This window comes from Actinophytocola sp. KF-1, assembly GCF_054661535.1.
On the sequence record NZ_BAAFVK010000001.1, the window covers coordinates 234159 to 260385 of the forward strand.

At 70.4% G+C, this 26227-nt stretch carries 28 protein-coding genes; 21 read left to right on the forward strand and 7 right to left on the reverse strand.

What is annotated here, in order from left to right:
- Window positions 1-45 precede the first annotated feature (45 nt).
- From ACYQ77_RS01185 to ACYQ77_RS01195, 3 genes are all read right to left on the reverse strand, one after another.
- Complete coding sequence (locus ACYQ77_RS01185; RefSeq protein ID WP_459706521.1) at window positions 46-246, reverse strand: hypothetical protein; 201 nt, start codon at window positions 244-246, stop codon at window positions 46-48.
- Window positions 247-354: 108 nt separating this feature from the next.
- Window positions 355-798 (reverse strand): ATP-binding protein, encoded by a 444-nt coding sequence (locus ACYQ77_RS01190; protein ID WP_459706523.1) that lies wholly within the window; start codon window positions 796-798, stop codon window positions 355-357.
- 581 nt (window positions 799-1379) lie between these two features.
- Window positions 1380-2186, reverse strand: coding sequence for a DUF6585 family protein (locus tag ACYQ77_RS01195; RefSeq protein WP_459706525.1), 807 nt, complete (start codon window positions 2184-2186; stop codon window positions 1380-1382).
- An 89-nt stretch (window positions 2187-2275) separates the two neighbouring features.
- Here ACYQ77_RS01195 and ACYQ77_RS01200 point away from each other — a divergent pair, with 89 nt between their 5' ends.
- The 15 genes from ACYQ77_RS01200 to ACYQ77_RS01270 all read left to right on the forward strand — a co-directional run bounded on the left by ACYQ77_RS01200 (window position 2276) and on the right by ACYQ77_RS01270 (window position 19064).
- Complete coding sequence (locus tag ACYQ77_RS01200) at window positions 2276-3145, forward strand: hypothetical protein (protein WP_459706527.1); 870 nt, start codon at window positions 2276-2278, stop codon at window positions 3143-3145.
- 347 nt (window positions 3146-3492) lie between these two features.
- A complete protein-coding gene (locus tag ACYQ77_RS01205; protein ID WP_459708080.1) occupies window positions 3493-4992 on the forward strand; it encodes a sugar transferase in 1500 nt (499 codons plus the stop codon).
- On the forward strand, window positions 4992-6218 hold the full coding sequence (locus tag ACYQ77_RS01210) for a methyltransferase domain-containing protein (RefSeq protein ID WP_459708083.1): 1227 nt from the start codon (window positions 4992-4994) through the stop codon (window positions 6216-6218). Before ACYQ77_RS01205 ends, ACYQ77_RS01210 begins: the two co-directional genes overlap by 1 nt.
- Window positions 6215-6997, forward strand: a complete 783-nt coding sequence (locus ACYQ77_RS01215; RefSeq protein WP_459706529.1) for a sugar phosphate nucleotidyltransferase — start codon at window positions 6215-6217, stop codon at window positions 6995-6997. The genes ACYQ77_RS01210 and ACYQ77_RS01215 overlap by 4 nt, the downstream gene beginning before the upstream one ends.
- Window positions 6994-7638: a PIG-L deacetylase family protein gene (locus ACYQ77_RS01220; RefSeq protein ID WP_459706531.1), complete on the forward strand. Its 645-nt coding sequence runs from the start codon at window positions 6994-6996 to the stop codon at window positions 7636-7638. The genes ACYQ77_RS01215 and ACYQ77_RS01220 overlap by 4 nt, the downstream gene beginning before the upstream one ends.
- A 2-nt stretch (window positions 7639-7640) precedes the next feature.
- A complete protein-coding gene (locus ACYQ77_RS01225; protein WP_459706532.1) occupies window positions 7641-8663 on the forward strand; it encodes an NAD-dependent epimerase/dehydratase family protein in 1023 nt (340 codons plus the stop codon).
- Window positions 8656-9909, forward strand: coding sequence for a DUF4910 domain-containing protein (locus ACYQ77_RS01230; protein ID WP_459706534.1), 1254 nt, complete (start codon window positions 8656-8658; stop codon window positions 9907-9909). Before ACYQ77_RS01225 ends, ACYQ77_RS01230 begins: the two co-directional genes overlap by 8 nt.
- Window positions 9910-9967: 58 nt before the next feature.
- Window positions 9968-11161 carry a hypothetical protein gene (locus ACYQ77_RS01235; RefSeq protein ID WP_459708084.1) on the forward strand — a complete coding sequence of 398 codons (1194 nt, stop codon included), beginning with the start codon at window positions 9968-9970 and terminating at the stop codon, window positions 11159-11161.
- Window positions 11158-12090: a glycosyltransferase family 2 protein gene (locus tag ACYQ77_RS01240; RefSeq protein ID WP_459706536.1), complete on the forward strand. Its 933-nt coding sequence runs from the start codon at window positions 11158-11160 to the stop codon at window positions 12088-12090. Before ACYQ77_RS01235 ends, ACYQ77_RS01240 begins: the two co-directional genes overlap by 4 nt.
- Window positions 12087-13280 carry a polysaccharide pyruvyl transferase family protein gene (locus tag ACYQ77_RS01245; protein ID WP_459706538.1) on the forward strand — a complete coding sequence of 398 codons (1194 nt, stop codon included), beginning with the start codon at window positions 12087-12089 and terminating at the stop codon, window positions 13278-13280. The genes ACYQ77_RS01240 and ACYQ77_RS01245 overlap by 4 nt, the downstream gene beginning before the upstream one ends.
- 68 nt (window positions 13281-13348) lie before the next feature.
- On the forward strand, window positions 13349-14122 hold the full coding sequence (locus tag ACYQ77_RS01250) for a class I SAM-dependent methyltransferase (protein WP_459706539.1): 774 nt from the start codon (window positions 13349-13351) through the stop codon (window positions 14120-14122).
- 2 nt (window positions 14123-14124) lie between these two features.
- Window positions 14125-14694 carry a dTDP-4-dehydrorhamnose 3,5-epimerase gene (rfbC, locus tag ACYQ77_RS01255; protein ID WP_459706541.1) on the forward strand — a complete coding sequence of 190 codons (570 nt, stop codon included), beginning with the start codon at window positions 14125-14127 and terminating at the stop codon, window positions 14692-14694.
- Window positions 14672-15967 carry a glutamate-1-semialdehyde 2,1-aminomutase gene (locus ACYQ77_RS01260; RefSeq protein WP_459706543.1) on the forward strand — a complete coding sequence of 432 codons (1296 nt, stop codon included), beginning with the start codon at window positions 14672-14674 and terminating at the stop codon, window positions 15965-15967. The genes rfbC and ACYQ77_RS01260 overlap by 23 nt, the downstream gene beginning before the upstream one ends.
- Before the next feature lie 206 nt (window positions 15968-16173).
- Window positions 16174-18426: an ATP-binding protein gene (locus tag ACYQ77_RS01265; protein ID WP_459706545.1), complete on the forward strand. Its 2253-nt coding sequence runs from the start codon at window positions 16174-16176 to the stop codon at window positions 18424-18426.
- Complete coding sequence (locus ACYQ77_RS01270; protein ID WP_459706547.1) at window positions 18396-19064, forward strand: response regulator; 669 nt, start codon at window positions 18396-18398, stop codon at window positions 19062-19064. The genes ACYQ77_RS01265 and ACYQ77_RS01270 overlap by 31 nt, the downstream gene beginning before the upstream one ends.
- Window positions 19065-19306: 242 nt before the next feature.
- On the opposite strand, the gene ACYQ77_RS01275 is transcribed toward ACYQ77_RS01270, so the two are convergent.
- The gene (locus ACYQ77_RS01275) at window positions 19307-19948 is read right to left on the reverse strand and encodes a phosphatase PAP2 family protein (protein WP_459706549.1); all 642 of its coding nucleotides are present in this window, start codon (window positions 19946-19948) and stop codon (window positions 19307-19309) included.
- A 98-nt stretch (window positions 19949-20046) separates the two neighbouring features.
- Between ACYQ77_RS01275 and ACYQ77_RS01280 the strand changes: the two genes are divergently transcribed.
- The 3 genes from ACYQ77_RS01280 to ACYQ77_RS01290 are packed head-to-tail and all read left to right on the forward strand — an operon-like array spanning window position 20047 to window position 21613.
- Entirely contained in the window at window positions 20047-20298 is a 252-nt protein-coding gene (locus ACYQ77_RS01280) for a PqqD family protein (protein WP_459706551.1), read from the forward strand.
- The gene (locus tag ACYQ77_RS01285) at window positions 20295-20702 is read left to right on the forward strand and encodes a lasso peptide biosynthesis B2 protein (protein ID WP_459706553.1); all 408 of its coding nucleotides are present in this window, start codon (window positions 20295-20297) and stop codon (window positions 20700-20702) included. The genes ACYQ77_RS01280 and ACYQ77_RS01285 overlap by 4 nt, the downstream gene beginning before the upstream one ends.
- Window positions 20699-21613 carry an AAA family ATPase gene (locus ACYQ77_RS01290; RefSeq protein WP_459706555.1) on the forward strand — a complete coding sequence of 305 codons (915 nt, stop codon included), beginning with the start codon at window positions 20699-20701 and terminating at the stop codon, window positions 21611-21613. The genes ACYQ77_RS01285 and ACYQ77_RS01290 overlap by 4 nt, the downstream gene beginning before the upstream one ends.
- On the opposite strand, the gene ACYQ77_RS01295 is transcribed toward ACYQ77_RS01290, so the two are convergent.
- Entirely contained in the window at window positions 21575-21730 is a 156-nt protein-coding gene (locus ACYQ77_RS01295) for a DUF397 domain-containing protein (RefSeq protein WP_459706557.1), read from the reverse strand. The genes ACYQ77_RS01290 and ACYQ77_RS01295 overlap by 39 nt on opposite strands.
- Complete coding sequence (locus ACYQ77_RS01300) at window positions 21727-22554, reverse strand: helix-turn-helix domain-containing protein (protein WP_459706558.1); 828 nt, start codon at window positions 22552-22554, stop codon at window positions 21727-21729. Before ACYQ77_RS01300 ends, ACYQ77_RS01295 begins: the two co-directional genes overlap by 4 nt.
- 62 nt (window positions 22555-22616) lie before the next feature.
- Between ACYQ77_RS01300 and ACYQ77_RS01305 the strand changes: the two genes are divergently transcribed.
- Window positions 22617-22832, forward strand: a complete 216-nt coding sequence (locus ACYQ77_RS01305; RefSeq protein ID WP_459706560.1) for a hypothetical protein — start codon at window positions 22617-22619, stop codon at window positions 22830-22832.
- Window positions 22833-22973: 141 nt separating this feature from the next.
- Here ACYQ77_RS01305 and ACYQ77_RS01310 read toward each other — a convergent pair whose 3' ends face one another.
- Window positions 22974-24707 (reverse strand): ABC transporter ATP-binding protein, encoded by a 1734-nt coding sequence (locus tag ACYQ77_RS01310; protein ID WP_459706562.1) that lies wholly within the window; start codon window positions 24705-24707, stop codon window positions 22974-22976.
- A gap of 121 nt (window positions 24708-24828) precedes the next feature.
- Here ACYQ77_RS01310 and ACYQ77_RS01315 point away from each other — a divergent pair, with 121 nt between their 5' ends.
- Both ACYQ77_RS01315 and ACYQ77_RS01320 read left to right on the forward strand, forming a co-directional pair.
- Window positions 24829-24969 carry a lasso RiPP family leader peptide-containing protein gene (locus ACYQ77_RS01315; protein WP_459706564.1) on the forward strand — a complete coding sequence of 47 codons (141 nt, stop codon included), beginning with the start codon at window positions 24829-24831 and terminating at the stop codon, window positions 24967-24969.
- 56 nt (window positions 24970-25025) lie between these two features.
- Window positions 25026-26162, forward strand: a complete 1137-nt coding sequence (locus ACYQ77_RS01320; protein WP_459706565.1) for an asparagine synthase-related protein — start codon at window positions 25026-25028, stop codon at window positions 26160-26162.
- Window positions 26163-26227 lie beyond the last annotated feature (65 nt).

Sequence of the window (26227 nt, forward strand, 5' to 3'; positions counted from 1 at the left end):
TGAACCACCCGGGCCGGGGGTGGTTCAGCCTGTCGAGAGCCCCTCTCAGTCCTCGCTGGAGTCATCCTCCGGGACGGAGAGGTTCCGGTCGTCCAGGAGCGCCTGGACGGCGCGCTTGAGCCACCTCACGTCGTCTCGGATTTCGACGACTGTCGTGACGATCGCCGTTACGTCCTCCTCGGCACGCTGGGTGCGCGACTCCAGCCCTCGAACACGTGCCTCAAGATCAGCGAACGTCGTAGCCATGGCCCGAGACTCTACCGCTTTGCTCTCCAACGAAGGCCCGCGAATGGCCCGCGCACGGAGCCGGGAGCTTGCCCCGATCTGCCCAAACTCGACAGATTCCGCGTCTGCTTAAGCGGGGCAGGGGGTGGCGTTCTCGCAAGAGATGTGAGCCCAGACAGTCTTGCCGACTCCGTCCGCATTGCGGACACCCCAGCTCTCGGCGATTTTGTCGATCATGATTAGCCCTCGACCGCGGTTGGCTTTCGTGCCGAAGCGGGACACACCAGGGGTGAGCTGGTCGGCGTTGTTGTCGTCAACCTCGACATCAATCCGGCACGGGGTGCGGGAGCGAGCCAACCGGACTGAGCGACAACCGCCCCCGTGTTCGTAAGCGTTGCTGACCAACTCCACCAGGATGAGCATGACGTCGTTGAGGTGGTCGTCGCCGAGATCTGCCAGTGCGGTTGCGGTCCATCTGCGGACCCGGGCCAGCAGTTGCGGGGTGTTGTCGTCGACGACGAAGGTCCATTCGTCACCGGGTCCAGTGGGTGGGCCATGACCGTTCGCAGACATAAGTACCCCCGGGACCCGGCGCGGCCTCTCTGTTGAAGCCGCCTACGGCGTCGTCTGTACCCCAATGTCCACATCGGTACACCGGCCTCGGGTCTCACTTCGGGTCTCAGTTCAGGTCCGTTCAGGCTGGTTCGCGAGTGCGCGGATGGCTGGTGAGCTGGGTGAGGTTTCCTCCGTAGCCCCTGGTGAACGATGTTCCGGCGAACTGAAAAGCGGTAGGTCGGCGGTTCGATCCCGCCCCTGGCCACGGAAGTCCGAAGGTCGACCCTGCTCGGTTGCTGCGCAACCTCGCTGGGGTCGGCCTTCCTTCATTATTTTGCGGGGGCGACCCCCGCAGGCCCCACGGTGCGGGGGGCTCCCGACCCAGCGTGGTTCCTTCTGTGTGGGCCCTTGTGTGTGGGTCCTTCTGTTGGTCCTTGTGTGTGGGCCCTTGTGTGTGGGTCCTTCTGTTGGTCCTTGTGTGTGGGCCCTTGTGTGTGGGTCCTTCTGTTGGTCCTTGTGTGTGGGCCCTTGTGTGTCGGTCCTTCTGTCGGTCCTTGTGTGTCGGTCCTTGTGTGTGGGCGTTTGTGTGGTGGGGCTCTTCAGTGGTGGTGGGACTGGGTGTGTAGTTGTTTCGCCAGGGTCCAGAAGACCGGGAAGTTCGGGATCTCCGCGATGGTGACCTGCCACGGCTTCTTGTTCGCCGTGTGCAGCCACACGATGCCCGAGCCCGCTGCCAGGTCCCGCAGTTCTCGCCAGGCCACGCTGCCCTGCGGCACCGTGATGCCGCGCAGGGTGATCGTCACCCCGTCGAACCGGGCCTCGCCGCCCGCGTTCACGGTGTCCACCGCCGCCCGCAGGTGGCGCGGGGGGATCTCGCGGAGGACGGCCTCGCCCAGTTCGTCGATGTCCGTCTGGCTCTTGTCGGGATCGCCCTCGTGCACCGAACCCCGCAGCACCACGTCCCGTCCGGCCGCCATGCGCAGGCGGTACTCGTGGGCGGTGCCGCCGTACACACCGTTGACGTAGATCTGCGACACGCCCTGGTAGACGCAGGTGGCGTCCGCCCAGCGGACCGGCACCACCTCGTTCCTCGTCCGCGCCACCAGGCCGTGCCGGAACTCGTGGACCAGGTCCTTCGGCCGGCGCAGCCACACCGTGATGCCCACCGCGTACGCCACCAGGAGCAGCACCCCCAGCCACCACGCCACCAGCAGCCCCAGCACCAGCGGCAGCGCCGCCGCGGCCATCACCGCCACGAACATCAGCGCGTTCATGCCCTTGCCCGCCGGGGGCTTGTCGCTGCTCCGGTAGACGGCGACATAGCCGCGGACGTACGCGCCGAGGTCGTGGGTCTTCGCGGCCTCGAGCACGGCAGGTGACGGCGGTGTGACCGCGGGTTTGCCCATGCCCCCATCCTGGCGTGCCGCAGGACGCGGTGGCCGAGGATCTTTCCGCTCGCACACACGGCCGCCCGGGAGCCGCTAGGGTGCGGCGCGTGCGCACCACCTTCGGCACCATCCTCGTCCTGCTCGGGTGTCTGCTCGCCGCGCCGGCGGTCGCGGCCTACGCGCTCGTCGGGGAGGTGACCGACCAGCAGCGGTACCTCGACGCCGTCGAGCCGCTCGCCGACGACCCCGCCATCCAGCAGTCCGTCGCGTCGCAGATCGACGCGGCGCTGGGCGACAAGGTGCCGGAGGCCGCGCAGCCGCTGGTCGACCAGAGCATCAACTCCTTCGTCACGAGCGACGAGTTCCGGCAGCTGTGGCTGACCGTGAACAAGGAGGCCCACCCGGAGGTCCTCGCCATGCTGCGCGGCGAGGACAGCGGCAGCCTCAGCGTGCAGGGCGACGCGATCGTGCTGGACCTCGGCGACGTCACCACCCAGCTCCGGGACCGGATGTCGGCCGAAGGGGTGCCGTTCGCCGAGCAGATCCCGCGGATCGACGCGTCCGTCGAGCTGATCTCCCGGCCGGCCGTGCGGCAGCTGGTGCCCGCGTTCGACCTGCTCGAGAAGCTGTCCGTGGTGCTGCCGATCGTGTCGCTGCTCCTGCTCGTCGGCGGGGTGCTGATCGCCGCCCGGCGCGGCCGGGTGCTGATCGTCGCCGGCATCGGGCTCGTCGTGATGATGTTGCTGCTCGTGTTGTTCCAGTTCATCGCCCGCAGCCAGGTGACCGCCCGCAGCCCGCGCCCCGAGCTGGCCGGCTCCTTCTACGACGCGCTGACCAGCCAGGTGCTGACGATCGCGTGGATCGTCTGCGGCGTCGGCGGCCTCGCGGTGGTCGTCGGTGGCATCGTCGCGTCCGTGGGGTCGAGGAAGGCGGCGGCCCCGCCGCCCCCGCCACGCCGCACGAGCTTCACCCGCTGACCTGTCCGCAACGCCGTCTCCGAGCGCGGGACCTCGACGCCGCTCTGCTACGGAAGAGTGGTATCCGGTTACCCGAACGGACCATCGGGGGTGCGGACAATAGTGAAACTGGGCTGGTCACGCGGGTTACCCGACCGATAACCACTCGTAAGCAGGGCGGCGTTTTCCAGGCCGACTCACTGTGCGTGTAACGGCGTCCCGGTTCCGAGCGAATCAGTGAACGCGACCGCGGAGCGGCAGGGGCAATCCGAATCGTTGGGTCGCAACGACATTAGGCCATTTCTGGGCAAGCGGGGACGCCCAACAACCCGCCATGCGCGCATGCGTTCATGGCTGGGGGGACCACGATGCGTGACCAGCAACTAGGGGCCCCACGGCGGAGACCGGTGATCCTGCGGGGCCTGTCTGCGAACCGCCGTCTCCCGCAGGAACCCTCGCACCCGCCGGTGGGCGGGTGGGAGCCGCGGTACCGGCGTTACGTGATCACGAGCGACGTCCTGGTGACGATCGTCACCGCGGTGGTCGTCGGCGGCCTGCTCAGCGTGGACGGCGCCGCCCTGTTCAAGGACCTCACGCTCGGCTTCCTGTCCGTGATCTCCGTCATCTGCTCGCTCGCGATGAACCGCGCGTGGCACCCGACGGTGCTGGGCCAGGGCGCCGACGAGTACGTGCGGCTCGGCCGCGGCATGTTCGCGGGCGCCGTCGCGCTCGGGCTCGCCGGCCTCGCCACCGGTGTCGTGTCGACCCGGCCGTGGGTGTTCGTCGTCATCCCGGCGACGGCGGTCCTCGCGCTCCTGGCCCGCTACCTGCTGCGGCAGGTGCTGCACCGGGCACGCTACGAGGGCGAGTGCCTGCTGCCGGTGATGGCGGCGGGCGGCATCGAGACCGTCCGCGACCTGATCAGGCGCACGAAGGCCGCTCCGCACGTCGGGTGGCGCGTCGACGCGATCTGCACCGTCGACGGCGACGCGGGTGACGGCGCCATGGAGGTCGACGGGGTCTCCGTGATCGGCACGCTCGACGAGCTGGCCGACCACGTCCGCCGCGGCGGCTACCGCATCGTCGCGATCACCGCCGACCAGTACTGGACACCGCGGCGCCTGCAGCAGCTCGCGTGGAGCCTCGAGGGCAGCGGCGCGGAGATGGTGGTGGCGCCGACGCTCATGGAGGTCGCGGGCCCGCGCCTGCACGTCTCGGGTGTGCTCGGCATGCCGTTGCTGCGGGTCAGCGCGCCCGCGTTCACCGGCGTCCGCCGCGTGGTGAAGGGCGTGGTGGACCGGATCGGTGCGTTCCTGCTGCTCACCGTGGGTCTGCCGATCATGCTGGTCGCGTCCGTCGCGATCGCGGTCGACAGCCGGGGCGGCGTGTTCTACCGCCAGCGCCGGGTCGGCAAGGACGGCAAGGAGTTCACGATCCTGAAGTTCCGCACGATGGTGCGGGACGCGGACCGGATCAAGAAGGACCTCGCCGACGCCAACGAGGGCGCCGGGGTCCTGTTCAAGATGCGCCGCGACCCCAGGGTGACCAGGGTCGGCGCGCTGCTGCGGCGGTACTCGATCGACGAGCTGCCCCAGCTGTTCAACGTGCTCACCGGCGCCATGTCGCTGGTGGGACCACGGCCACCGCTGCCGGAGGAGAGCGCCCGCTACGAGGCGGACGTGCGGCGGCGGCTGCTCGTGAAACCCGGTCTGACCGGGTTGTGGCAGGTCAGCGGACGTAGCGACCTGCCGTGGGAAGAGGCGGTGCGCCTGGACCTGCGCTACGTCGAGGACTGGTCACTCGCGCTCGACGCGATGATCCTGTGGAAGACCTTCCGGGCTGTGCTCGGCGGGCAAGGGGCTTACTGATCATGAACTGCCGACTCTGTGGCTCGACGAACCTCGCCAGCGTTGTCGACCTCGGCGCCACGCCACCCTGCGAGCTGTTCCTGTCGGCCGAGGCGGTCGACGAACCGGAGATGACCTACCCGCTGCACCTGCGGCTGTGCACGGACTGCCTGCTGGCCCAGCTGCCGCCGTTGATCACCCCCGAGGAGACGTTCACCGAGTACGCGTACTTCTCGTCCTTTTCGGACTCGTGGGTGCGCCACGCGAAGGACTTCGTCGACGCGCAGGTCGCCAGGATCGACCCGAAGTTCGTGGTCGAGGTGGCCTCCAACGACGGCTACCTGCTGCAGCACGTGGTCGCGCGCGGCATCCGCTGCCTGGGCGTCGAGCCGTCGGTGAACGTCGGGGAGGCCGCCCGCGCGAAGGGCGTGCCGACGCTGACCGCGTTCCTGTCCCCGGCCACCGGGCAGGCGGTCCGCGACGAGCACGGCCCGGCCGACCTGGTGGTCGCCAACAACGTGTACGCCCACATCCCGGACGTCGTCGGGTTCACCGAGGGCCTGCGGGCGCTGGTCGCGGACGACGGCTGGGTGTCGATCGAGGTGCAGCACCTGCTGACGCTGATCGAGCTGAACCAGTACGACACCATCTACCACGAGCACTTCCAGTACTACACGGTCGCGTCGGCGCAGCGCGCGCTCGCGAGCGGCGGTCTGTCCCTCGTGGACGTCGAGCTGGTGCCGACGCACGGCGGCTCGATCCGCTTGCTGGCCCAGCCGACCGAGAACGCGGGCGAACCCACGCAGCGGGTCCTCGACGTGCTGGCCCGCGAGAAGGCCGCCGGTCTCCACGAGCTGGCGGGCTACACCGAGTTCGCCCAGCGGGTCGCGAAGGTCCGCCGCGACCTGCTCCGGTTCCTCGTCGACGCCGCCGAGCAGGGCAAGACCGTCGTCGGTTACGGAGCGCCCGGCAAGGGCAACACGCTGCTCAACCACTGCGGCATCCGGACCGACCTCATGCAGTACACAGTGGACCGCAATCCGTACAAGCACGGCCGGTTCACCCCGGGCACGCGGATCCCGATCCTGCCGCCCGAGCAGATCGCGGCGGACAAGCCGGACTACGTGCTGGTCCTGCCGTGGAACCTCCGCGCGGAGCTGACCGCTCAGCTGTCCTATGTGGGCGAATGGGGCGGGAAGCTCGTCTTCCCCATCCCGCACCTGGAGATCGTCGAGGCTCAGTCATGAAGGTGGTCCTGTTCTGCGGCGGCTACGGCATGCGGATGCGCAACGGCGCTGCCGACGACGTGCCCAAGCCGATGGCCATGGTGGGCCCGCGCCCGCTGATCTGGCACGTGATGCGCTACTACGCCCACTTCGGGCACACGGAGTTCATCCTGTGCCTGGGCTACGGCGCGCACCACATCAAGCGGTTCTTCCTCGAGTACGAGGAGACCACGTCCAACGACTTCGTGCTCCGCGACGGCAAGGCCGAGCTGCTGTCCACGGACATCGCGGACTGGACGATCACGTTCGTGCAGACCGGCATCGAGTCGGCCATCGGCGAGCGGCTGCGGCGGGTGCGCGACCACCTCGACGGTGACGAGATGTTCCTCGCCAACTACGCGGACGTGCTCACCGACGCCCCGCTGCCCGCGATGATCGAGCGCTTCGAGAACGCCGACGCGGGTGCCTCCATGATGGTCGTGCCGCCCCAGTCGTCGTTCCACTGCGTCGAGATGGGCACGGACGGCAAGGTCGGCGCGATCACCGCGGTGAGCGAGATGCCGCTGTGGGAGAACGGCGGCTACTTCGTGCTGCGGCAGGAGGTGTTCGACCACATCCCGCGCGGTGGTGACCTCGTCGCCGACGGCTGCGGTGAGCTGGCCAAGCGCGGCAGGCTCCTGGCCTACCCGTACCGCGGCTTCTGGCAGCCGACCGACACGGTCAAGGAACGCACCATGCTCGACGACGGCTACACGCGCGGCGTCCGCCCCTGGGCGCTGTGGGAGCAGGTGCCCGCGTGATCGGTCTCGGCGCGCGCGTCCGCGAGGTGGTCGCGCTCGGGGCCCACTGCGACGACATCGCGATCGGCGCGGGCGGCACGCTGCTCACGTTGTGCGAGGCCAACCCCGGCCTGCGGGTCGACGCGCTGGTCCTGTCCGGCGGCGGCACGGAACGCGAGGACGAGGAACGGGCGGCGCTGGCGGCGTTCTGCCCGGGCGCCGAGCTGGACGTCACCGTGCACAAGCTGCCCGACGGCCGCCTGCCCGCGCACTGGGACGAGGCGAAGTCGGCGCTGGAGGAGCTGCGCACCCGCACCGACCCGGACCTGATCCTCGCGCCTCGCACCGAGGACGCCCACCAGGACCACCGCGGCCTCGCGCGGCTGGTGCCGACGGTCTACCGCAACCACCTCGCGCTGGGCTACGAGATCGTCAAGTGGGACGCCGACCTCGGCCGTCCCACCGCGTACCAGCCGCTCACGACGGACGTCGCCGAGAAAAAGGTGGAGCTGCTGCAACAGCACTACGCCTCGCAGCGACACCGTCCTTGGTACGACCGGGAGGCCTTCCTCGGCCTGGCGCGGGTCCGCGGCATCGAGTGCCACGCGCGCTACGCGGAGGCGTTCTCGGTGACGAAGCTGCTACTCGATTGGGAGGGCTAGCCATGCGAGTGCTGCTCACCGGGCACAAGGGCTACCTCGGGACGGTCATGGCGCCGGTGCTCAAGGCCGCCGGCCACGAGGTGGTGGGGCTGGACTCCGGCCTGTTCGCGCCGTGCCTGCTCGGCCCGGCGCCGCTCGACCCGCCCGGCCACACGGTGGACCTGCGGGACGTGCACCTGTCGCACGTGGAGGGTTTCGACGCGGTCATCCACCTGGCGGCGCTGTCGAACGACCCGCTGGGCGCGCTCGCCCCGGACCTCACCTACGACATCAACCACCGCGCCTCCACCCGGCTCGCGCGCCTGGCCAGGGACGCGGGCGTCAGCCGGTTCCTGTACGCGTCGACGTGCTCGGTGTACGGCGCGTCCGGCGGCGACGGCCTGGTCGGCGAGGACGCGCCGCTGCGCCCGGTGACCCCGTACGCGGAGTCGAAGGTGCGGGTGGAGGACGACCTGCACGAGCTCGCCGACGACCACTTCACGCCGGTGTACCTGCGCAACGCCACCGCGTTCGGCTACTCGCCGCGCCTGCGTGCCGACATCGTGCTGAACAACCTGGTGGGGCACGCGTTCCTGTCGGGCGAGGTGCTGGTGCTGTCGGACGGCACGCCGTGGCGGCCGCTGGTGCACGCCGCCGACATCGCGCGCGCGTTCGCCGCGGCGCTGGTGGCGCCGAAGGAGGCCGTGCACGACCGCGCGTTCAACATCGGCACCGAGCGCAACAACGTGACGGTCGCCGAGATCGCCAACGAGGTCGTCGAGGCGGTGCCCGGCTCGACGCTGCGGATCACCGGCGAGGCCGGTGCCGACCCGCGGTCCTACCGCGTCGACTTCTCCCGCTTCCGCGCCGCGATCCCGGGCTTCGACTGCGAGTGGTCGGTCAAGGCGGGCGCGGTCGAGCTGATCGAGGCCTACCAGAAGCACGGGCTGACGAAGGAGGCGTTCGACCGCCGGTTCACGCGCCTGGCGTGGCTGAATGACCGGGCGGACGACGGCGCCGTGGATGGAACGTTGCGGCATGTCTGAAGGTGACCGCATGCACGCTCTGGTGCGGCGGTTGTACCCGCTGTGCCGGAGCATCACCGGCGACGGCGTGCGCGAGACGCTCGCCGTCGTCGGCGAGCACCTGGACCTGACCGTGCACGAGGTGCCGACCGGCACGCAGGTGCTGGACTGGACGGTGCCGCAGGAGTGGAACATCCGCGACGCGTACATCGCCCGCGACGGCAAGCGGGTCGTGGACTTCCAGGCGCTGAACCTGCACGTCGTCGGCTACAGCGTGCCGGTGAACCGGAGCATGCCGCTGTCCGAGCTGCGCAGCCACCTGCACACGCTGCCCGAGCAGCCGTGGCTGGTCCCGTACCGCACGTCCTACTACGCGCCAACGTGGGGCTTCTGCCTCGCACAGTCCACCTTGGACGCCATGCCGGACGGCGACTACGAGGTGGTCATCGACTCGACGCTGGCCGACGGGTCGCTCACCTACGCCGAGCACGTGGTGCCCGGCCGCGTGGACGACGAGGTCATCGTGTCCTGCCACGTGTGCCACCCCTCGCTCGCCAACGACAACCTGGCCGGTGTCGCCGTGGCGGTGGAGCTGGCGAAGTCGCTGGTGGACCCGTACTACACGTACCGCTTCATCTTCGCGCCCGGCACGATCGGCGCGATCACCTGGCTGGCCCGCAACGACGCCACGAAGGTCAAGCACGGCCTCGTGCTCGCCTGCGCGGGCGACCGGGGGTCGCTGACCTACAAGCAGAGCAGGCGAGGGAACGCCGAGATCGACCGCGTCCTCGCGCACGTGCTCCGCGACCGGCCGCACGAGATCCGCGAGTTCTCGCCCTACGGCTACGACGAGCGCCAGTACTGCTCACCCGGCTACGACCTGGGGGTCGGCTCGCTCACCCGCACCCCGTACGCGGGCTACCCGGAGTACCACACGTCGGGCGACAACCCGGACTTCGTGACGCCCGAGTCCATGGTGGACACGCTGGCGGTGTGCCGGGAGGCGGTCGACGTGCTCGACCGCAACCGCCGGTACGTCAACCTCAGCCCGTACGGCGAACCGCAGCTGGGCAAGCGGGGCCTGTACGAGTCGCTGGGCGGCCGCAGCGACGCGAAGGACGCGCAGCTCGCGATGCTGTGGGTGCTGAACCTGTCCGACGGCGACCACGACCTGCTCGCGATCGCCGAACGCGCCCGACTGCCGTTCCCCGCCGTGGCCGCCGCGGCGGACGCCCTGTGCGCCGCCGGTCTCCTGAAAGAGGGTTAGCTTGCCTGGCATCGCACGGCGTCTGACGTGGGGGCTCGGCGACCAGGCCGTGTCGAGCATGACGAACTTCGTGGTCGGCGTCTTCGTCGCCCGCGAGCTCGGCGTGGCCGCGTTCGGCGTGTTCAGCCTCGCGTGGGTCACCTACGGCGTGCTGCTCAACGTTTCGCGCGGCCTCGCCACCGACCCGCTCGTCGTGCGGTTCAGCGGGGTGCCCACCGCGGACTGGCGACAGGCGACGAGCAGAGCGGCGGGCACGGCGATCGCCGTCGGCGCCGCGTTCGGGGTGCTGTCCCTGGTGGCCGGTCTCGCGCTGGGCGGCACGCTCGGCGGCGCGTTCGTCGCACTGGCCGTCGTCGCGCCCGGCATGCTGCTGCAGGACAGCTGGCGGTTCGCGTTCTTCGCCAACGGCCAGGGCCACAAGGCGTTCGTCAACGACGTCGTGTGGGCCGTGGCGATGGTTCCGCTGCTGCTGCTGGCGTCCGCGCACGGCACCGTGCAGGGCTTCGTCCTCGCGTGGGGCGGCGCGTCGCTGCTCGCCGCCGGGTGCGGCTGGCTGCAGAGCGGGATCGTGCCGCACTTCGCCGGTGTCACCGGGTGGCTGCGGCAGCACAAGGAGCTGGGTTCCCGCTACCTCGTGGAGAACGTGAGCAACTCGGGCGCCTCCCAGTTGCGGATGTACGGGCTGGGCGCCATCGCCGGCCTCGCCGACGTCGGTGCGATCCGCGGCGCCGAACTGCTGCTGGGCCCGTTCCTGGCGTTGCTCATGGGCCTGAACCTGGTGGCGGTGCCGGAGGCGGCCCGCGTGCTGCGCCGCGCACCGGAACGCCTGGCCCGCTTCTGCCTCACCCTCGGCGGCGTGCAGGCCATCGCCGCCGCCACCTGGGGCGCGATCCTGCTCTTCCTCGTGCCCGACGCGTTCGGCAGGCTCGTCCTCGACGACGTGTGGGCACACGCGGAACCCCTGATCCTGCCCGTGTCCCTGTCGGTGACCGGCGCCGGCATCGTCGCGGGCGCGGCCGCCGGGCTTCGCGCACTCGGCGCGGCACCACGGAGCCTGCGCGCCCAGCTCATCGCGTCCGCCGGCTACCTCGGCTTCGGCCTCGCCGGCGCGTGGCTGGGTGGCGCGGTCGGCATGAGCTGGGGCTCCACCACCGCCATGTGGCTCGGCGCGGGCCTGTGGTGGCTGCAACTGCGCGCGGCGCTGCGCGAGCACACCCCCTCCCCGGAACTCGTGGAATCGAGGACGTCATGACCCCGCGACTGACGATCGGCCTGCCGGTCTACAACGGCGAGGAATACCTCGCGGAGTCGCTGGACGCACTGCTCGGCCAGTCGTACGAGGACTACGAGCTGATCATCACCGACAACGCGTCGACCGACGGGACCCCCGACATCTGCAAGCGGTACCTGGCCGCCGACTCCCGCATCACCTACCACCGGCTGCCGGTGAACATCGGCGCGGCGCCGAACCACAACCACGTGCTCTCCCTCGCGCGCGGCGAGCTGTTCAAGTGGGCGTCCCACGACGACCTGTACGGCCGCACGCTCCTCGAACGCTGCGTCGAGGCGCTGGACGAGCGCCCGGACCACGTCCTCGCGCACTCCTACAACGCGACGATCGACAGCCACGGCAAGGTCATCGAGCCGTACGACTACCGCATCCCCACCGACTCGCCGTCGCCGTCGGAACGGTTCCGCGGCCTGCTGCACGCGCCGGGCGGCGACGACTTCTACGGCGTCATGCGCACCGCGCGGCTGCGCCGCGTGAAACCGCACGACAGCTTCCACCACGCGGACCGCGTCTTCGTCATGGACGTCGCCATGCAGGGCCGCTTCCACCAGGTGCCGGAGCTGCTGTACTTCCGCCGCGACCACGAGACCCGCGCCGAACGCGCCAACCCGAGCGTCCGCAGCCGCTGCGCGAACCTCGACCCCAAGCGGGCCAAGGGCTTCAACCCGGCGCCACGCCTGCTGGCCGAGTACGCGTGGGCGTACGTCGCCCTCATCCGCCGCGCCCCGATCAGCGCGGAGGAGAAGCGGAAGTGCTACCGCCACCTCGCCGAGTACCTGCGCAGCCGGGTCACGAGGAAGGTCGTGAGCGCCTCCAGCAGGCCGGCCGTGGCGCCGAAGAACCAGGTCCTGTCGATCGACGGCATCGTCCCACGGGGAGCGCACCAGTGAAGGTCGGTCTGTTCGGGTTGCTCGGCGCGGGGAACATGGGCAACGACGGCTCCCTGGAGGTCGTGCTCGCGTACCTGCGCGACCACCACCCGGACGCCGAGATGAGCGCCCTGTGCTCCGGTCCCGAGGTCGTCGAGGAGCGCTACGGCATCCCGTCGACGCCGCTGTACTGGTACTACACGCGCCACCGCGACCCCGTGCTGCCCGTGCGGGTCGCCGTCAAGGCGGTCTGCAAGTTCCGCGACTCGGCGCGGGTGCTGCGCTGGGTGCGCCGCCAGGACGTGGTGATCGTGCCGGGCGCGGGCGTGCTGGAGAACACGCTCCCGCTGCGGGCGTGGGGTTTCCCGCTGTCGCTGTTCCTGCTGAGCTTCTTCGGCAAGCTCACCGGCACCAAGGTCGCGTTCGTCAACGTCGGGTCGAACGTGATCCGGCAGCGGATGATGCGGTTCTTCATCCGCTGGGCCACGAGACTCGCGCACTACCGCTCGTTCCGCGACACGCTGACCCGCGACGCGCTCGCCGAGATGGGCGTCGACACGTCCCGCGACGAGGTCTACCCGGACCTCGTGTTCGCCATGGCGAGCCCCGAGGTCACCGTCGAGAACGGCACGGTCGCGGTGGGTCTCATGGACTTCCACGGTAGTAACGACGACCGGGCCCGCGCCGACTCCATCCACAGGACCTATGTGGACGGAATGCGGCGGTTCGTACGATTTCTGGTCGACAGCGGCAGGCGGGTACGGCTGCTGATCGGCGACGAGGTGGACGAGGCCATCGTCCGGCAGGTGCTCGCCGAGCACCCGGACGGCGCGGTGACCTACGAGCCCATCAGCACCCTCGGCGACGTCATGACCCGGATCGCGACGGCGGAAGTGGTGGTCGGCACCCGCTACCACAACGTGCTCTGCGCGTTGAAGCAGGCGAAGCCGACCATCTCGGTCAGCTACTCGACGAAGAACGACCGGATCATGGCCGACATGGGCCTTGGCGAGTACACGCAGGACGCCAGGGCCGTCGACGTGGACCGGCTGATCGACCAGTTCACCGCGGTGGCGGCCGCGGCGGGGGAGATCACGCCGGCTCTCGCCGGGGAATCGGCACGCAAGACCGCACTCCTGACACGCCAGTTCGAGGTCCTGTCGGCATCTCTGGGGTTGCCGGCTACGACCGTGAAGGAAGTGGTGTCTTGACCATCAGGGCTGGAGAACGGCGGCACGGGTCCGTTCGTCCCCCGAGTGTTTCGGCATGTGTGCGGCAGGTGGGCAGCCGGGCGGAGGATCTCGTACAGCGGGTCCTCACCCGCGTCGGGTTGTCCCATTCGGAGTCCCGGATCGCCGCGGACGCACAGGACTACTGGGCGTCGACGGGAAGCGCGTCGTGGAAGGCGAACTCGCACTGGCGGGACGCACACGTCTTCGGCGACGACGGTGACCTCTGGTACGAGATCGGCAAGCGGCACCTGGAGATGTACGAGCGCGGCGCGCGTGCGGTCGGGTTCGACCGCCCGCTCGGGCGCGTGGTGGAGTGGGGCTGCGGCGGCGGCGCCAACGCCGTCCACTTCGCACCGAGGGCGACCGAGTTCGTCGGCGTCGACGTGGTGCCGGAAACCCTCGACGAGTGCGCCCGGCAGGTGTCCGCGCACACCGACGTCCCGTTCACCCCGGTGCTCGCCGAGGTGGCGCGTCCCGAACGGGTCGTGCGGGAGATCGGCACCTGCGATCTCTTCCTCTGCTTCTACCTCTTCGAACTGATCCCCACCCCCGAGTACGGCGAACGGCTGCTGCGCATCGCGTCCCGCGTGCTGGCGCCGGGCGGCCTGGCGCTGATCCAGGTGAAGTACCACGAGGGCGACTTCTGGTCCCGCCCGCGCCGCCGCGGCTACCGCACCAGCGTGGCGGGCATGACCACCTACTCGGTCCCCGAGTTCTGGGACATGGTCACCCGGGCCGGTCTGCGCCCGGAGGGTCTGACCCTGGTGCCGGAGAACGAGCTGGACAAGCGGTACGCCTACTTCCTGGTGTCGAAGGACTAGCGATGAAAGCCATCCCCGTGCCCGAGATCGCGGGCGCGTACCTGTTCGAACCGACCCCGCACGTCGACGAACGCGGTTTCTTCTGCCGCACGTTCGACGCCGACGTGGTCCGGTCGGTGGGCATCGACCCGGACGGGTTCGTGCAGGACAGCGTGTCGCGGTCCGCGCGTGGCGTGCTGCGCGGCATGCACCTGCGGTCCGGGCGCGGGGAGGCGAAGATGGTGCGCTGCTCCCACGGCCGGGTCTTCGACGTGATCGTGGACCTGCGGCCGGGCTCACCAACCTTCCGAAATCAGAAACATCTGGAGCTTTCGGACGATACACAGGTGACGCTGTATGTGCCCGCCGGTTGTGCGCACGGGTTCCAGGCGCTCACCGATCCCGCCGACGTGTCCTATCGCATCGATCGGGCACACGACCCGGCGGAGGACGTGGCGATCGCCTTCGACGATCCGGAGCTCGCGATCCCGTGGCCGTTGCCGCCGGCGCTCATGTCGCAGCGTGATCGGCAGGCGCCGAGCCTGGCCGCGGCGCTGGAAGGAACACCCGATGGACTTCGCCCGCTCAGCTGAAGCGAACAAGCGCCTCCACGACATGGTGCCCGGCGGCGCCCACACGTACGCCAAGGGTGAGGACCAGTACCCGGAGGCCATGGCCCCGGTGATCTCCCACGGGCGCGGCGCGCACGTGTGGGACGTCGACGGCAACGAGTACATCGAGTACGGCTCCGGGCTGCGTGCCGTGAGCCTCGGCCACGCGCACCCGCGCGTCGTCGAGGCGGTGCGCGCGCAGCTGGAGCTGGGCAGCAACTTCGTCCGGCCGGCCGCGCTGGAGGTCGAGGCGGCCGCGAAGTTCCTCGCGACCGTGCCGACCGCGGAGATGGTCAAGTTCGCGAAGAACGGGTCGGACGTCACCACCGCCGCGGTCCGCCTGGCCCGCGCGGTGACCGGTCGCACCGCCATCGCCCTGTGCGCGGACCAGCCGTTCTTCTCCACGGACGACTGGTTCATCGGCACCACGGCCATGGACGCGGGCATCCCGGCGCAGGACGTGGTCACGTTCCCGTACGGCGACCTCCTGGCGGTGGAGCACCTGTTCGCCACCCACCGGGTGGCGTGCCTGATCCTCGAGGCGGCGACGCAGACCGACCCGCCCGCGGGCTACCTGCGGGGCTTGCGCGACCTGTGCACCCGCCACGGCGTGGTACTGGTCTTCGACGAGATGATCACCGGTTTCCGCTGGTCCGAGGCGGGTGCCCAGGGTGTGTACGGGGTGACCCCGGACCTGTCGACGTTCGGCAAGGCCCTCGGCAACGGCTTCGCGGTGTCCGCCCTGGCCGGCAAGCGGGACCTCATGGAACTGGGCGGCCTGCGCGACCCCCGCGAACGCGTCTTCCTCCTGTCCACCACCCACGGCGGCGAAACCCACGCACTGGCTGCCGCGATGGCCGTCATGGACACCTACGTCGAGGAGGGCATCGCCCAACGCCTCCACGACATCGGCGCCCGCCTGGCCGCCGGCGTGCGGGCGGTGGCCCGCGACGCCGGGGTGGCCGACCACGTGATGGTCCGCGGCCGCGACAGCAACCTCGTGTTCGCGACCCTCGACAGGGACGGCAGACCGTCCCAGGCGTACCGGACGCTGTTCATGCGCAGGCTCATCCTGGGCGGCGTGATCGGCCCGTCGTTCGTGGTGAGCAGCGCACTGACGGACGAGGACATCGACCGGACGGTCGACGTCGTGGCGGACGCGTGCGCCGTGTACCGCCAGGCCCTCGACGCGGGCGACCCGACGCCATGGCTGGGCGGCCGCCCGGTGAAACCGGTCTTCCGCAAGTTCGCCTGACGTCCCCGGGACCACACGCCCCCGAACCCCGCGAGTCACGCTCTCACGCATACCGAGTTGGTGGTTTCGTGCAGGTGCCCAGGGCTCGGCCTGCACGACCAACCGCCATGACCAGCACCTCAACCCTCGCCATGGCACGTTTGCCTGAAAGATCACAGCGCTGGGTAACATGCCGATGACGCATCCATCCGGCAAGGCGGTGGCGCGTGGCGGCGGACACCCAGCTCGGGAGCACTGAGCGGGAACTGTTGCGTGCCGGAACCCGCTACGCGATCGGCCTGCGCATCCTCATGTCGGCCGTCGCGGGCATGGTCTCCCTCGCGCTGGAAACCACCACGGCCCCGGTCTTCACCGTCTTCGTGGTCCTCGGCTTCGTCACCTGGACCGTCTTCTACTACCTCCGCTACCCGCGCCGCGGCCGCTTCCTGATCCCCCTGGACGTCGTCGCCGTCTCGGTCGTCTGCCTGACGCAGCCGTGGACCGTCCCGACCGGCTCCGCGCACGGCATCACCTGGGTGATCGCGGTCATCGGCATCACCGTCATCGCCTACGCGTGGCAGATGAGCCTCGTCGCGCACGCCGTCGCGACGCTGACGGTCATGGCCGCCTTCCTCGCAGGCGCGGCGGCCGCGGACTCGCCCGGCTGGCTCGACGTCCTCCCGCTGCAACTGTGGACGGTCATCGAGGCCGGCCTGTCCCGCGCCCTCTACCTGCTGGTCCGCAAGGGCGCCCGCGACGCCGACCGCGCGGTCGCCCGCAGCGAGCAGGCACGCCGGGACGCCGCGGTCGCCGAGGCCCGCCGCGCCGACGAACGCGAGTACCTCGCCGCACTGCACGACACCGCGAGCGCGACGCTGCTCATGGTCGGCTCCGGCGTCGCCGACAAGCCGTCCGCGTGGCTGTCCGCGCAGGCCGCCCGCGACCTGGCGGCGATCAGCGGCGACCACGCGTCCCCGGCAGGCGAGATCGACCTGGTCGCCCACCTGCGCGACGTCGCCCGCCACATGCCGTTGACCGTCCGCTGGGACGCGCCCGACGCCCTGACGGTCCCCGCCGCCGACGCGGTCGCGCTCGCGGGCGGTGTCCGCGAGGCGTTGACGAACGTGGTCCGCCACGCGGGGGTCGCCGAGGCCACCGTGAAGGTCGGCACGAGCGACGACGACGTGGTGGTCGAGGTCGCCGACCGCGGCGCCGGTTTCGACCCGTCACGCGTGAACGGCCACCGCTACGGGGTGACCCGCTCCATCGTCGAACGCCTCACCCGCGCGGGTGGTTCTGCCGAGGTGATCAGCAGCCCCGGCAACGGCACGCGGGTCCGCCTGACCCGCCCGCTCGCCACCCGCACCGAGCAGGTGCGTTCCGGCGCCGACCTCGAGACGATCAAGACGGGTGTCGGCACCGCGCTGCGGTGGGCGGTCGTGGTGATGAACCTGATCATCCTGTTCGGCCTGGACCTGCCGCGCCTCGTCGCCAACCAGGAGCACTACCGGTCGCTGGCCGTCCAGGTGCTGACGCTGGGCGTGCTGACCGCCGTGACGCTGGTCGTGGCGTGGCACCTGTGGCGCAAGCGCCCGCTCGGGTTCCTGCGCTGGCCGCTGGTGGCGGTCGTGTTCGGCATCTCCGCGCTGTGCACCGAGGCCATCCCGCCCGACCTGCGCCTCGGCCTGCCCCACTGGTCCGAAGGCGACGCCGCGTGGACGCTCCTGCTGCTCGTCCTCGACTACCGCGTCGCCGTGATCGCCGTGGCGCTCGCCGCCCACTACGCGATGACGTTCACGCAGACCGCGCTCGGCGGCGACGCGGCGATCACGGTGGCGGAGGCGGTGAACGCGACGGTCGTCGTGTTCAGCTACCAGCTGGCGGTCGGCGTGGTCACGGTCGTGCTGCGGCCGGTCGCGATGACCGCGGCGGCGGTGACCTACCGCGAGGAGCGCCTGCGCACCGAACGGGCCGTGGCCGAGCAGGTCCACCGCGACCGCACCGAGCGGTACGCCGCCCTCGCCGACTCGACCGCCCCGCTGCTGTCCGCGCTCGCGTCCGGCGAGGCCGACCCCGGCGACCCGGTGTTCCGCCGCGCGTGCGCGGTGGAGGCGGCGCGGGTGCGGCGGTTGCTGGCGGAGGACACGAGCGTGCCCGACCCGCTCTCCCACGAGCTGCGGGCCTGTGTGGAGCTGGCCGAGCGCAACGGGATCACGGTCCAGTTCACCGAGCGCGGCGAACGGCCGCAGGTGCCCAAGGCGGTGCGCCGCGCGCTGACCGATCCCGCGGTCGCCGCGCTGGCCACGGCCGCCAGCACGGCGCGGGTGACGGTGCTCGGCGCCGACGACGAGGTCACGGTGTCGGTGGTCGCGGACGCTCCGCTGGAGCTGGTGCCGACGACCACCGACCCGGCCATCAGGATGTCTACTGTGGACAACGGGGGAAAGCTGTGGGTCAAGACGACGTGGCGGCGGACATGATCACGGTGGCGGTGGTGGACGACCACCCGGTCGTGGTGGCCGGGGTGCGGGCGTGGTGCGCGCTCGCCGACCCGCCGATCGAGGTGGTCGCGTCGGGCCCGACGGTCTCGACGGCGTGGGTCGGTCCCGGCGCCGACGCCGACGTGGTGGTGCTCGACCTGCAGCTCGACATGACCGGCCCGGCGTACGGCGAGCTGAAACGCCTCGTCGACGCGGGCCGCACGGTGGTCGTGAGCACCATGCGTGACGACCAGGAGACCGCGCTGACCTGCCTCGACATCGGCGCGTTCACCTACCTCACCAAGGCCGAGGGCGAGTCGCACCTGGTCGCGGCCATCCACGCGGCCGCCCGCCACGAGCCCTACACGCCGCCCGCGCTGGCCGGCGCGCTCGGCACGGACACCAACCCGAACCGCCCGAAGCTCTCCGAGCAGGAGATCAACGTGCTGCGCGAGTGGTTCCACTGCGAGTCGAAGAAGACCGTGGCGGACGCGCTGAACATCACGGTGAACACCGTCAACACGTACCTGACCAGGGTCCGGGCCAAGTACGCGAGCGCGGGCCGCGCCGCCCCGACCAAGGCGGCGCTGGTCGCGCGCGCCCTCCAGGACGGTCTGGTGACGATCGACGAGCTTTGAGGTACGAACGTGTCTCATTCGCGCGGGCGAACCCGCCCTACTCTGGAGAGTGACGGGAACATCACGCGCGGCACCGAGAGAGGCACCCAGCTCCACAGGCGACGGCGAGACCCCCAGGTCAGTCGTGGGTAGCCCGCGGTGACGGCGGCACGGATCGGTGCGCCGCCGCGCGCAGGGAGAGTGAGTTCCCGCGGCGGTCGGCCGTCACGGGCAGGGGCAGCCCGGGGCGGCGACCGCCCTACTCACGTGTCGCGGCGGTCGGCGAGCCGGTCGATGCCCCATGCCACGAGCGGCACGACGGTGAACGTGGCGCAGAACCCGCCGAGCGTGTCGGTGGGGTAGTGCGCGTTGAGCAGCACCTGCGCCCACGCCATCGCGAGCGCGGCCGCCACGGTCACGGCGCCGATCAGCGCCATGCCCGCCACCGCGGTCCGCTCCCGCACCACGACCAGCATCACGACGAGCGCGAACGCGGTCGCGGTCGCCGTGTGGCCACTGGGAAACGACAGGAAGCCGTCGTTGATCGTCCGTCCCACCAACGGCTTCATGCCGGTCGTCACGACCACCGCGGCGGCAGGCCCCGCGACGGCCAGCACGGCGGCTCGCCGGTTCCCCGTGCGCAGCAGGACGATCACGATGGTGGCGAGCACCACCGCCGCGCCCACCGGTTCCCCGGTCCAGTCGATGACGAGCGCGATCTGCCGCCACGGCGACCCGAGGTGCCGCAGATCGCTGCGGATTCCCACGTCGACGGCCGCGCCGACGGACTCGCCCGCGAACAGGAACCCCAGTGCCACCAGCACAACCGCCGCGAGCGCAGACGTCACACCGAGTGGCGGACCGACCCGCGCAGGCAGCGCACGCACCTCCGAATCGACCCGCACACCCACCATGTCGTCGAAGCGGTCACGATTGTTTCTCCGCCGGTAACGCGATGCCGCCTTCGCCCGAATCCACAGTGGAGCGCGGGAAGGAAGATGCCATGCGACTGCGCACCACCGACATCTCCGCACGCACCATCGGCGGCGAGACCATCGTGCTGGACCTGCCGAACTCGCGGTACTTCGCCATCACCGGCGTGGGCAGCCGCGTGTTCGAGCTGCTCGGCGAGGAACGGTCCCTGGACGACCTGGTCACCGCGGTCGTCGCCGAGTACGACGTCGACGAGCCGACGGCCCGCCGGGACGTGGGCGCGTTCGTGGACCGCCTCCGCCAGGCGCGGCTGCTGGCATGAGACGCCGAGCGAGGTTCGCCCTCGAGGTGGCGAGGGCCTACTACTGGCTGGCCAGGATCGAACGCGGCCTGCGCCGTGCCGACCTCCCCGCGGTCTGCCGCACCCTCGGCATCACCAGCGACCTGGAAAGCGCCACCCCACCCGCCACGAAACGGGCCGTGCTGCCACGCAACACCCGCACCCCGGTCCACGCGTGCCAGTACGCGGTGGCCCACTGGCCGCCCGGCAACACCTGCCTGCGCCGTTGCCTGGTCCTCGGCCGACGGCTCCGCCACCTGAACCCGGTGCTGCGCATCGGTGTGCGCAAGGACGGCGCGGAGTTCGTGGCCCACTCGTGGCTGGAGGTCGACGGCCGGACCCTGGACCCGGAGTCGGCCCGCTACGCCACCCTGGGCGCGGTATGACCCACACCTACCGCGCCCACGGCCTGCACATAGCGAGCGACATCCCGCTGCCCATGCCACCCGGCACCGGCACCCCGAACCTGACCTTGTGCCGGGGCGACGACCGCGAGATCCCCCACGAACGTCCCCCGGGCGAACGCCTGGCGGAGGTGGCCCGCCCGAACCAGACGATCTTCTACACCCTCTCCCGCGGCGACCACACGGTGTTGCGCTACCCGTCGTTGTGCGACTTCGAAGGAGACCCCGCCTTCGAGCACATCACGGTGCACAAGCACCCGGACGCCGACGAGGCCCTGCTCCCCGTGCTGATCGCGGGCGCGGTGGTGGCGATCCACCTGATGCTCCACGAAGCCCTGGTCCTCCACGCCAGCGCGGTGGAGACACGACGATCGGCGATCGCGTTCGTGGGTTCGTCGGGCATGGGCAAGTCGACGCTCGCGGCGGCACTGTGCAACCTGGGTTGCGCCCTGCTGACGGATGACGTGCTGCGCGTCGAGAACGGCATGGCCCACCCGGGCGGGACAGAAAACCGCCTGCGTGACAACGCCCGCCAGCTGGCGACAGGCGAGACGTACGAGACCGCCGACGGCCGCCTGGCCCAACGCCCGCACACCCTGGCGGCGACCCCGGTGCCCCTCGCCGCGTGCGTGGTCCCGAGACCGAGCCGGGAGGTCAGCGCGGTGGCGCTACGCCGCCTGGGCGCGGCGGAAGCCTTGCTGAGACTGAGCCGCTACCCGAGAGTCCTGGGCTGGCGCGACACGGCGTCCATGGCCGCGACCTTCCAGGGCCTGGGCGACCTGGTGGAACGAGTGCCGGTCTTCGAAGCACGGATCCCCTGGGGCCCGCCCTTCGCGGACGGCGTCCTGGCAGACCTACTGGCCGCTCTTCAACCGCTTGATCAGCATGTGTAACTCAGGCGTGGGCAGCTGAGGCCCGTCCGGCTGCTTGCTGTCCCGCAACGCGCCCAGATCCCGCCGCACCTCGACACAGTCCCCCGTGTTGCTCTTGCTTGACTTGCGCCACATCATCGCAACCTCTTCACCAGATCGCCGATCAGCTGACGACTGTCATCCTGGGACAGGGCCACCTGATCCAGCCGTTCAAGCATTGCTGTGTAGGGCACCACGTCCTGGTCGTGGATGTAGAACGCCCCCGCCGACAGCTCAACATAAACCACGGGTTTCGTGTTCGGGAAACGCATCAACATCCACGAGTGAAGGAGCAGCACCTTCGTCTGGTGCGCAGGAATGACGCGGATTCGCATCGCCCTGTCCTGAGCGCCCAGAAGGTGTTCGAGCTGTCCTCTGAGCGGCTCGCGGCCGCCGAACGGCGTCCGCAACGCGGTTTCGCCGATGTAGGCCGTGTAGTCCACCTTCCCGAGGATCTGTTGCCGCCGTAGCCGAGCCATCCATCGGGTCTCAACATCTTCTTCGGGTGCGCCGCTCGCCCGCATCACGGCAACCGCGGTCTCATAAGTGTGGAGCAGTCCTGGCACCGCGCTGGGTGACACGTCCACCAGTTCGTAGGCGTCCGCTTCATAGCTGGCGAGCGCCCCCACATGCGCCGGAACTCCCGGCAGCGGCCGATCCCACCACCCCGACGAGGACCCGGCCTGAACCTCGGCGAGGACCTCCTCCCGCTCCGCGACAGGAATCCGCCAGGCGGTCAGCAGTGTGGCCACCTCGTCCGTGGTCACGTTCCGCAGCCCACGTTCGCTCCGGCTGAGCCTGCTCGGTGACCACCCGGCCATCTCCGCCGCACGTTCGAGCGAAATATCCGCCCGCTCAGTGCGGATCGCCCGCAGCTTTGCTCCAATGATCCGATCCCGCGCGCGCGGATCGCTCTTCCCCATGGTTCCTGTCACCCCGTGCAATCAGGCCAGTGCTGTCGAGAAGGACACTACTATCCGATTGCATGACAAACCCCAGCGTGAACTCGTACGTCACCATCCGGGGCCACTGCCCGATGCGCTACCACGTGGTCGACGCCAACATCGTCGAGTTCTCGTTCGGCGGGATCCGCGACCCGTTCGAGTTCGTCTTCGACGCCACCGCGCTGCGCGACTTCCTGCACCTCGCCACCATGGCCCTGCGCGAGATGGACGAGCGTGGGCAGGCATCGGCGGAATGAGTCCGGCGTCCTGGAAGCCACGGCCCAGTACGAACTGCTCGTCGTCACCCTCCGGCACCACCGCCCCGGCGAACGGTCCGGGCTGTGCCTCGTGTGCGGCGTCGGCTGGCCGTGCCGGGAGGTCTGGCTCCCGATCCAGCGTCAGTGATACGCCGCCGACTGCAACCGGTACAGCTCCGCGTACTGCCCGGCGGCGGCCATCAGCTCGTCGTGGGTGCCGCACTCCACGACCCGGCCGGCGTCCATGACGTAGATCCGGTCCGCCATCCGCGTGCTCGAGAACCGGTGCGAGATCAGCAGAGCCGCCCGCCCGCCGAGCGTGGCGCGCACGTTCGCGAACAGGTCGTGCTCGGCCCGCGGGTCCAGCGCGGCGGCCGGCTCGTCGAGCACGATCAACGGCGTGTCCCGGTGCAGTGCCCTGGCGAGCGCCACCCGCTGCCACTGGCCGCCCGACAGGTCCACGCCCTCGTCGAGATCACGCCCGAGCATGGTGTCCATCCCGTCCGGCAACGCCCGCACGGTCGGCAGCAGCCCGGCGGCCCGCGCGGCGGCCTCGGGGTCGGTGCCGTCACCGCTGATGACGATGTTGTCCCGCACGGTCATCTGGTACCGCACGAAGTCCTGGAAGATCACGGTGACGGAGGCGCGCACGTCCTGCGCGGCCAGCTCCCCGCCGTCCCACCGCCGCACCCCGTCGTCCGGCTCGTACAACCCGGCGACGAGCTTGGCGAGCGTCGTCTTGCCCGACCCGTTCTCCCCGACGACGGCGACCACCTCACCGGCCCGGATCTCGATGTCCACGCCGTCGACTGCGGTCCGCTCCTGCCCCGGGTAGCTGAACCGGGCGCCGCGCAACGCCACCCGATCGTGCAACGCGTGCTTGCGCCCGGTAGGCCCGGCGGGCGGTCCACTCGCGACGAACCGCTCCAGGTCCGCGAGGAACGGCGCCGACTCCAGCAGCCCGCCGATGGCCCCGAACAACGTCCCGAGCTGTCCGCTTAGCAGCCGCACGGCGATCGCGGCGGCCCCGGCCTCGGCCAGGTCGATCCGGCCCGTCCGTACCAGTTGGACGATGGCCACGAGCGCGCCGGTGAGAGCGGTGGCCACCCCGAGCGTGGTGAGCGCCGCGATCACCTGCCTGCGCCGCACCTGCACCCGCAGGGCCACGTTCACCTCGGCGTTGAGCGCGTCGTGCTTCGCACGCAGCCGCCCGGCCGCGTCGAACGCCCGCACCTCAGCCGCGTAAGGCCGCTGGGTCAGCAGCTCCTGGAGGTAGTGGCGCCGTCGGAACAACCCGGTGAGCCGCTGCGCGAAGGCGAACTCGGTGCGGCTGGCCCAGCGCGCCAGCAACACCGCGGGCACGCCGGCGGCCAGCAGGAGCGGCAGCAGCAGCGGTTCTACTGTCAGCAGCACAACGGACATCGCGGTGACCCCCAGCAGGCTGCCGGTGAGCCCCAGCAACGCTGCCGTGACCGCGAACGGTCGCGTGAGTGCGTGCTGCCGCACCCGTTCGAGTGCCGTGGCGAACCCGGTCGACTCGTACGTGACGAGGTCGGCACGCGCGGTGGTGTCCAGCAACCGGTCCCACACCCGCTGTGACACCCGCTCGCCGAGCATGCGGTGCTGCTGTGTCTGGAGTGGACCGACGGACCCGGACACCGCGGTGGCGAGGGCGAGCAACAGCAACGACGGCGTGAGCCCCACCGCCGCGTGACCGGGCGTGAGCAGAGCGTCGAAGGTGAGCTTCCCCGCCGCCACAACCCCAAGCGCCGCAACGGCTCCCAGCAGCTGGTAGACGGAAGCGAGCAGGGCGCCACCCGGATCGGCCCGCCGAACCTCCCGAGCGGCGGCGGCGATCAGTCGTGGGGTCTTCACCAACCGGCGCATACCTAGAAGGTCGATTACGCACCGCTTTCGTTACTGCCCGGACCGTCTCATTCGGTAATGATTCGGACGGATCGGCGACGTACCAGTCACACCGTGAGGAGGTGAAAGAATGCGCCAGCCGTACGAAGCGCCGGAGATCACCGCACTGGGCACCCTGTCGGACCTGACCCAGGCGAACCTGTTCGGACAGTCCAGCGACAACCTGACGTGGATCCTGCCGATCCTCGGCGATCGCGACGACTACTCGTGAGCCGGCAGTGGCGGGTCCGACCCGTCGGGCCCGCCACCGCTCACAAGGAGCGCCTGTTGTACACATTGGACCCCCTGGAGGTGGCGGGCGGCTGGGTCAACGGCTACGACCCGCTGCCGATGCCCCCGGCCGGTTCGCCGAGACAGGTCCTGGACGACCTGCTGCTGCCCCACCTGCACCGCTCGCCGTGCCTGGTGGCGTTCTCAGGCGGCCGCGACTCGTCGGTCCTGCTGGCCGCGGCGGTGCTGCTGGCCCGCCGGGAACGGCTACCGCTGCCCACCCCGATCACACTGTCCTATCCGGACGCGGCGGACACGGACGAGGCGACCTGGCAACAGCAGGTGCTGGACCACCTGGGCATCACCAACCGGATCGTGCTGACCGTCCACGACGAACACGACCCGCTGGGCCCGGTCGCCACCCCGATCCTCCGCGGCCACGGCCTGGTGTGGCCCCCGAACTTCGCCCCGACACTCCGCATGATGACGATGGCCCGCGGCGGCGTCCTCCTCACGGGCGAGGGCGGCGACGAGACGTTCGGCCTGAAGCGGATCACCCCGCTGACCAAGGTCCTGAAGTCACGGGGCAGGGTCTCCCCGAGGGTGTACAAGGACGTCCCGGGAGCCCTGGCCCCAGCGCTGCTGCGTCGCCGCACCGCGATGCGCGGCCGCTACCGCAGACCGTGGCTCCACCCGGACGTGGAAGCGGAACTGGCCCGCAAGGACGCGGCCGACATGGCGGCCTTCGCGCTGCACGCCGGCCGGAACACGTGGCAGTTCGCCACTCGCCGCTGCGCCCGCATCGGCTACGAGACCATGCGAGCACTCGGCGCGGAGATGAACGTGGAGTACGTACAGGCCTTCGCCGAGCCGTCAGTGGTGGCCGCGGTAGCGGCGCGAGCGGGGTTCCTGGGCTGGACAGGCAGAACAGCCACCATGCGCACCCTGTTCGGCGACCTGCTGCCGCGCGAGGTACTGGAACGCCGCTCGAAGGCGTTGTTCGCGAACGCCGTGTTCACCAGACACACCCGAGAGTTCGCCCGCACGTGGAACGGCACAGGCGTCGACACCGACCTGGTGAACCCAGAAGCCCTACGCGACAACTGGCTGTCACCGACACCGCACGCCCCATCGATGTCCCTGCTGCAACAGGCGTGGCTGGCAGAAAACGCCTCTCGCACACCCCGCCGGTAGTCAGCGGATCACCCCGGCCAAAACCCTTCCCTGAAGCCAAACTCGGCCCCAGGTCAACACAAATA

Coding starts and splice junctions, on each gene's coding strand:
- ACYQ77_RS01185 (WP_459706521.1), bottom strand. CDS start 246: ATGGCTACGACGTTCGCTGATCTTGAGGCACGTGTTCGAGGGCTGGAG.
- ACYQ77_RS01190 (WP_459706523.1), bottom strand. CDS start 798: ATGTCTGCGAACGGTCATGGCCCACCCACTGGACCCGGTGACGAATGG.
- ACYQ77_RS01195 (WP_459706525.1), bottom strand. CDS start 2,186: ATGGGCAAACCCGCGGTCACACCGCCGTCACCTGCCGTGCTCGAGGCC.
- ACYQ77_RS01205 (WP_459708080.1), top strand. CDS start 3,493: ATGCGTGACCAGCAACTAGGGGCCCCACGGCGGAGACCGGTGATCCTG.
- ACYQ77_RS01215 (WP_459706529.1), top strand. CDS start 6,215: ATGAAGGTGGTCCTGTTCTGCGGCGGCTACGGCATGCGGATGCGCAAC.
- ACYQ77_RS01225 (WP_459706532.1), top strand. CDS start 7,641: ATGCGAGTGCTGCTCACCGGGCACAAGGGCTACCTCGGGACGGTCATG.
- ACYQ77_RS01230 (WP_459706534.1), top strand. CDS start 8,656: ATGTCTGAAGGTGACCGCATGCACGCTCTGGTGCGGCGGTTGTACCCG.
- ACYQ77_RS01235 (WP_459708084.1), top strand. CDS start 9,968: ATGACGAACTTCGTGGTCGGCGTCTTCGTCGCCCGCGAGCTCGGCGTG.
- ACYQ77_RS01240 (WP_459706536.1), top strand. CDS start 11,158: ATGACCCCGCGACTGACGATCGGCCTGCCGGTCTACAACGGCGAGGAA.
- rfbC (WP_459706541.1), top strand. CDS start 14,125: ATGAAAGCCATCCCCGTGCCCGAGATCGCGGGCGCGTACCTGTTCGAA.
- ACYQ77_RS01260 (WP_459706543.1), top strand. CDS start 14,672: ATGGACTTCGCCCGCTCAGCTGAAGCGAACAAGCGCCTCCACGACATG.
- ACYQ77_RS01280 (WP_459706551.1), top strand. CDS start 20,047: ATGCGACTGCGCACCACCGACATCTCCGCACGCACCATCGGCGGCGAG.
- ACYQ77_RS01285 (WP_459706553.1), top strand. CDS start 20,295: ATGAGACGCCGAGCGAGGTTCGCCCTCGAGGTGGCGAGGGCCTACTAC.
- ACYQ77_RS01290 (WP_459706555.1), top strand. CDS start 20,699: ATGACCCACACCTACCGCGCCCACGGCCTGCACATAGCGAGCGACATC.
- ACYQ77_RS01295 (WP_459706557.1), bottom strand. CDS start 21,730: ATGATGTGGCGCAAGTCAAGCAAGAGCAACACGGGGGACTGTGTCGAG.
- ACYQ77_RS01300 (WP_459706558.1), bottom strand. CDS start 22,554: ATGGGGAAGAGCGATCCGCGCGCGCGGGATCGGATCATTGGAGCAAAG.
- ACYQ77_RS01305 (WP_459706560.1), top strand. CDS start 22,617: ATGACAAACCCCAGCGTGAACTCGTACGTCACCATCCGGGGCCACTGC.
- ACYQ77_RS01315 (WP_459706564.1), top strand. CDS start 24,829: ATGCGCCAGCCGTACGAAGCGCCGGAGATCACCGCACTGGGCACCCTG.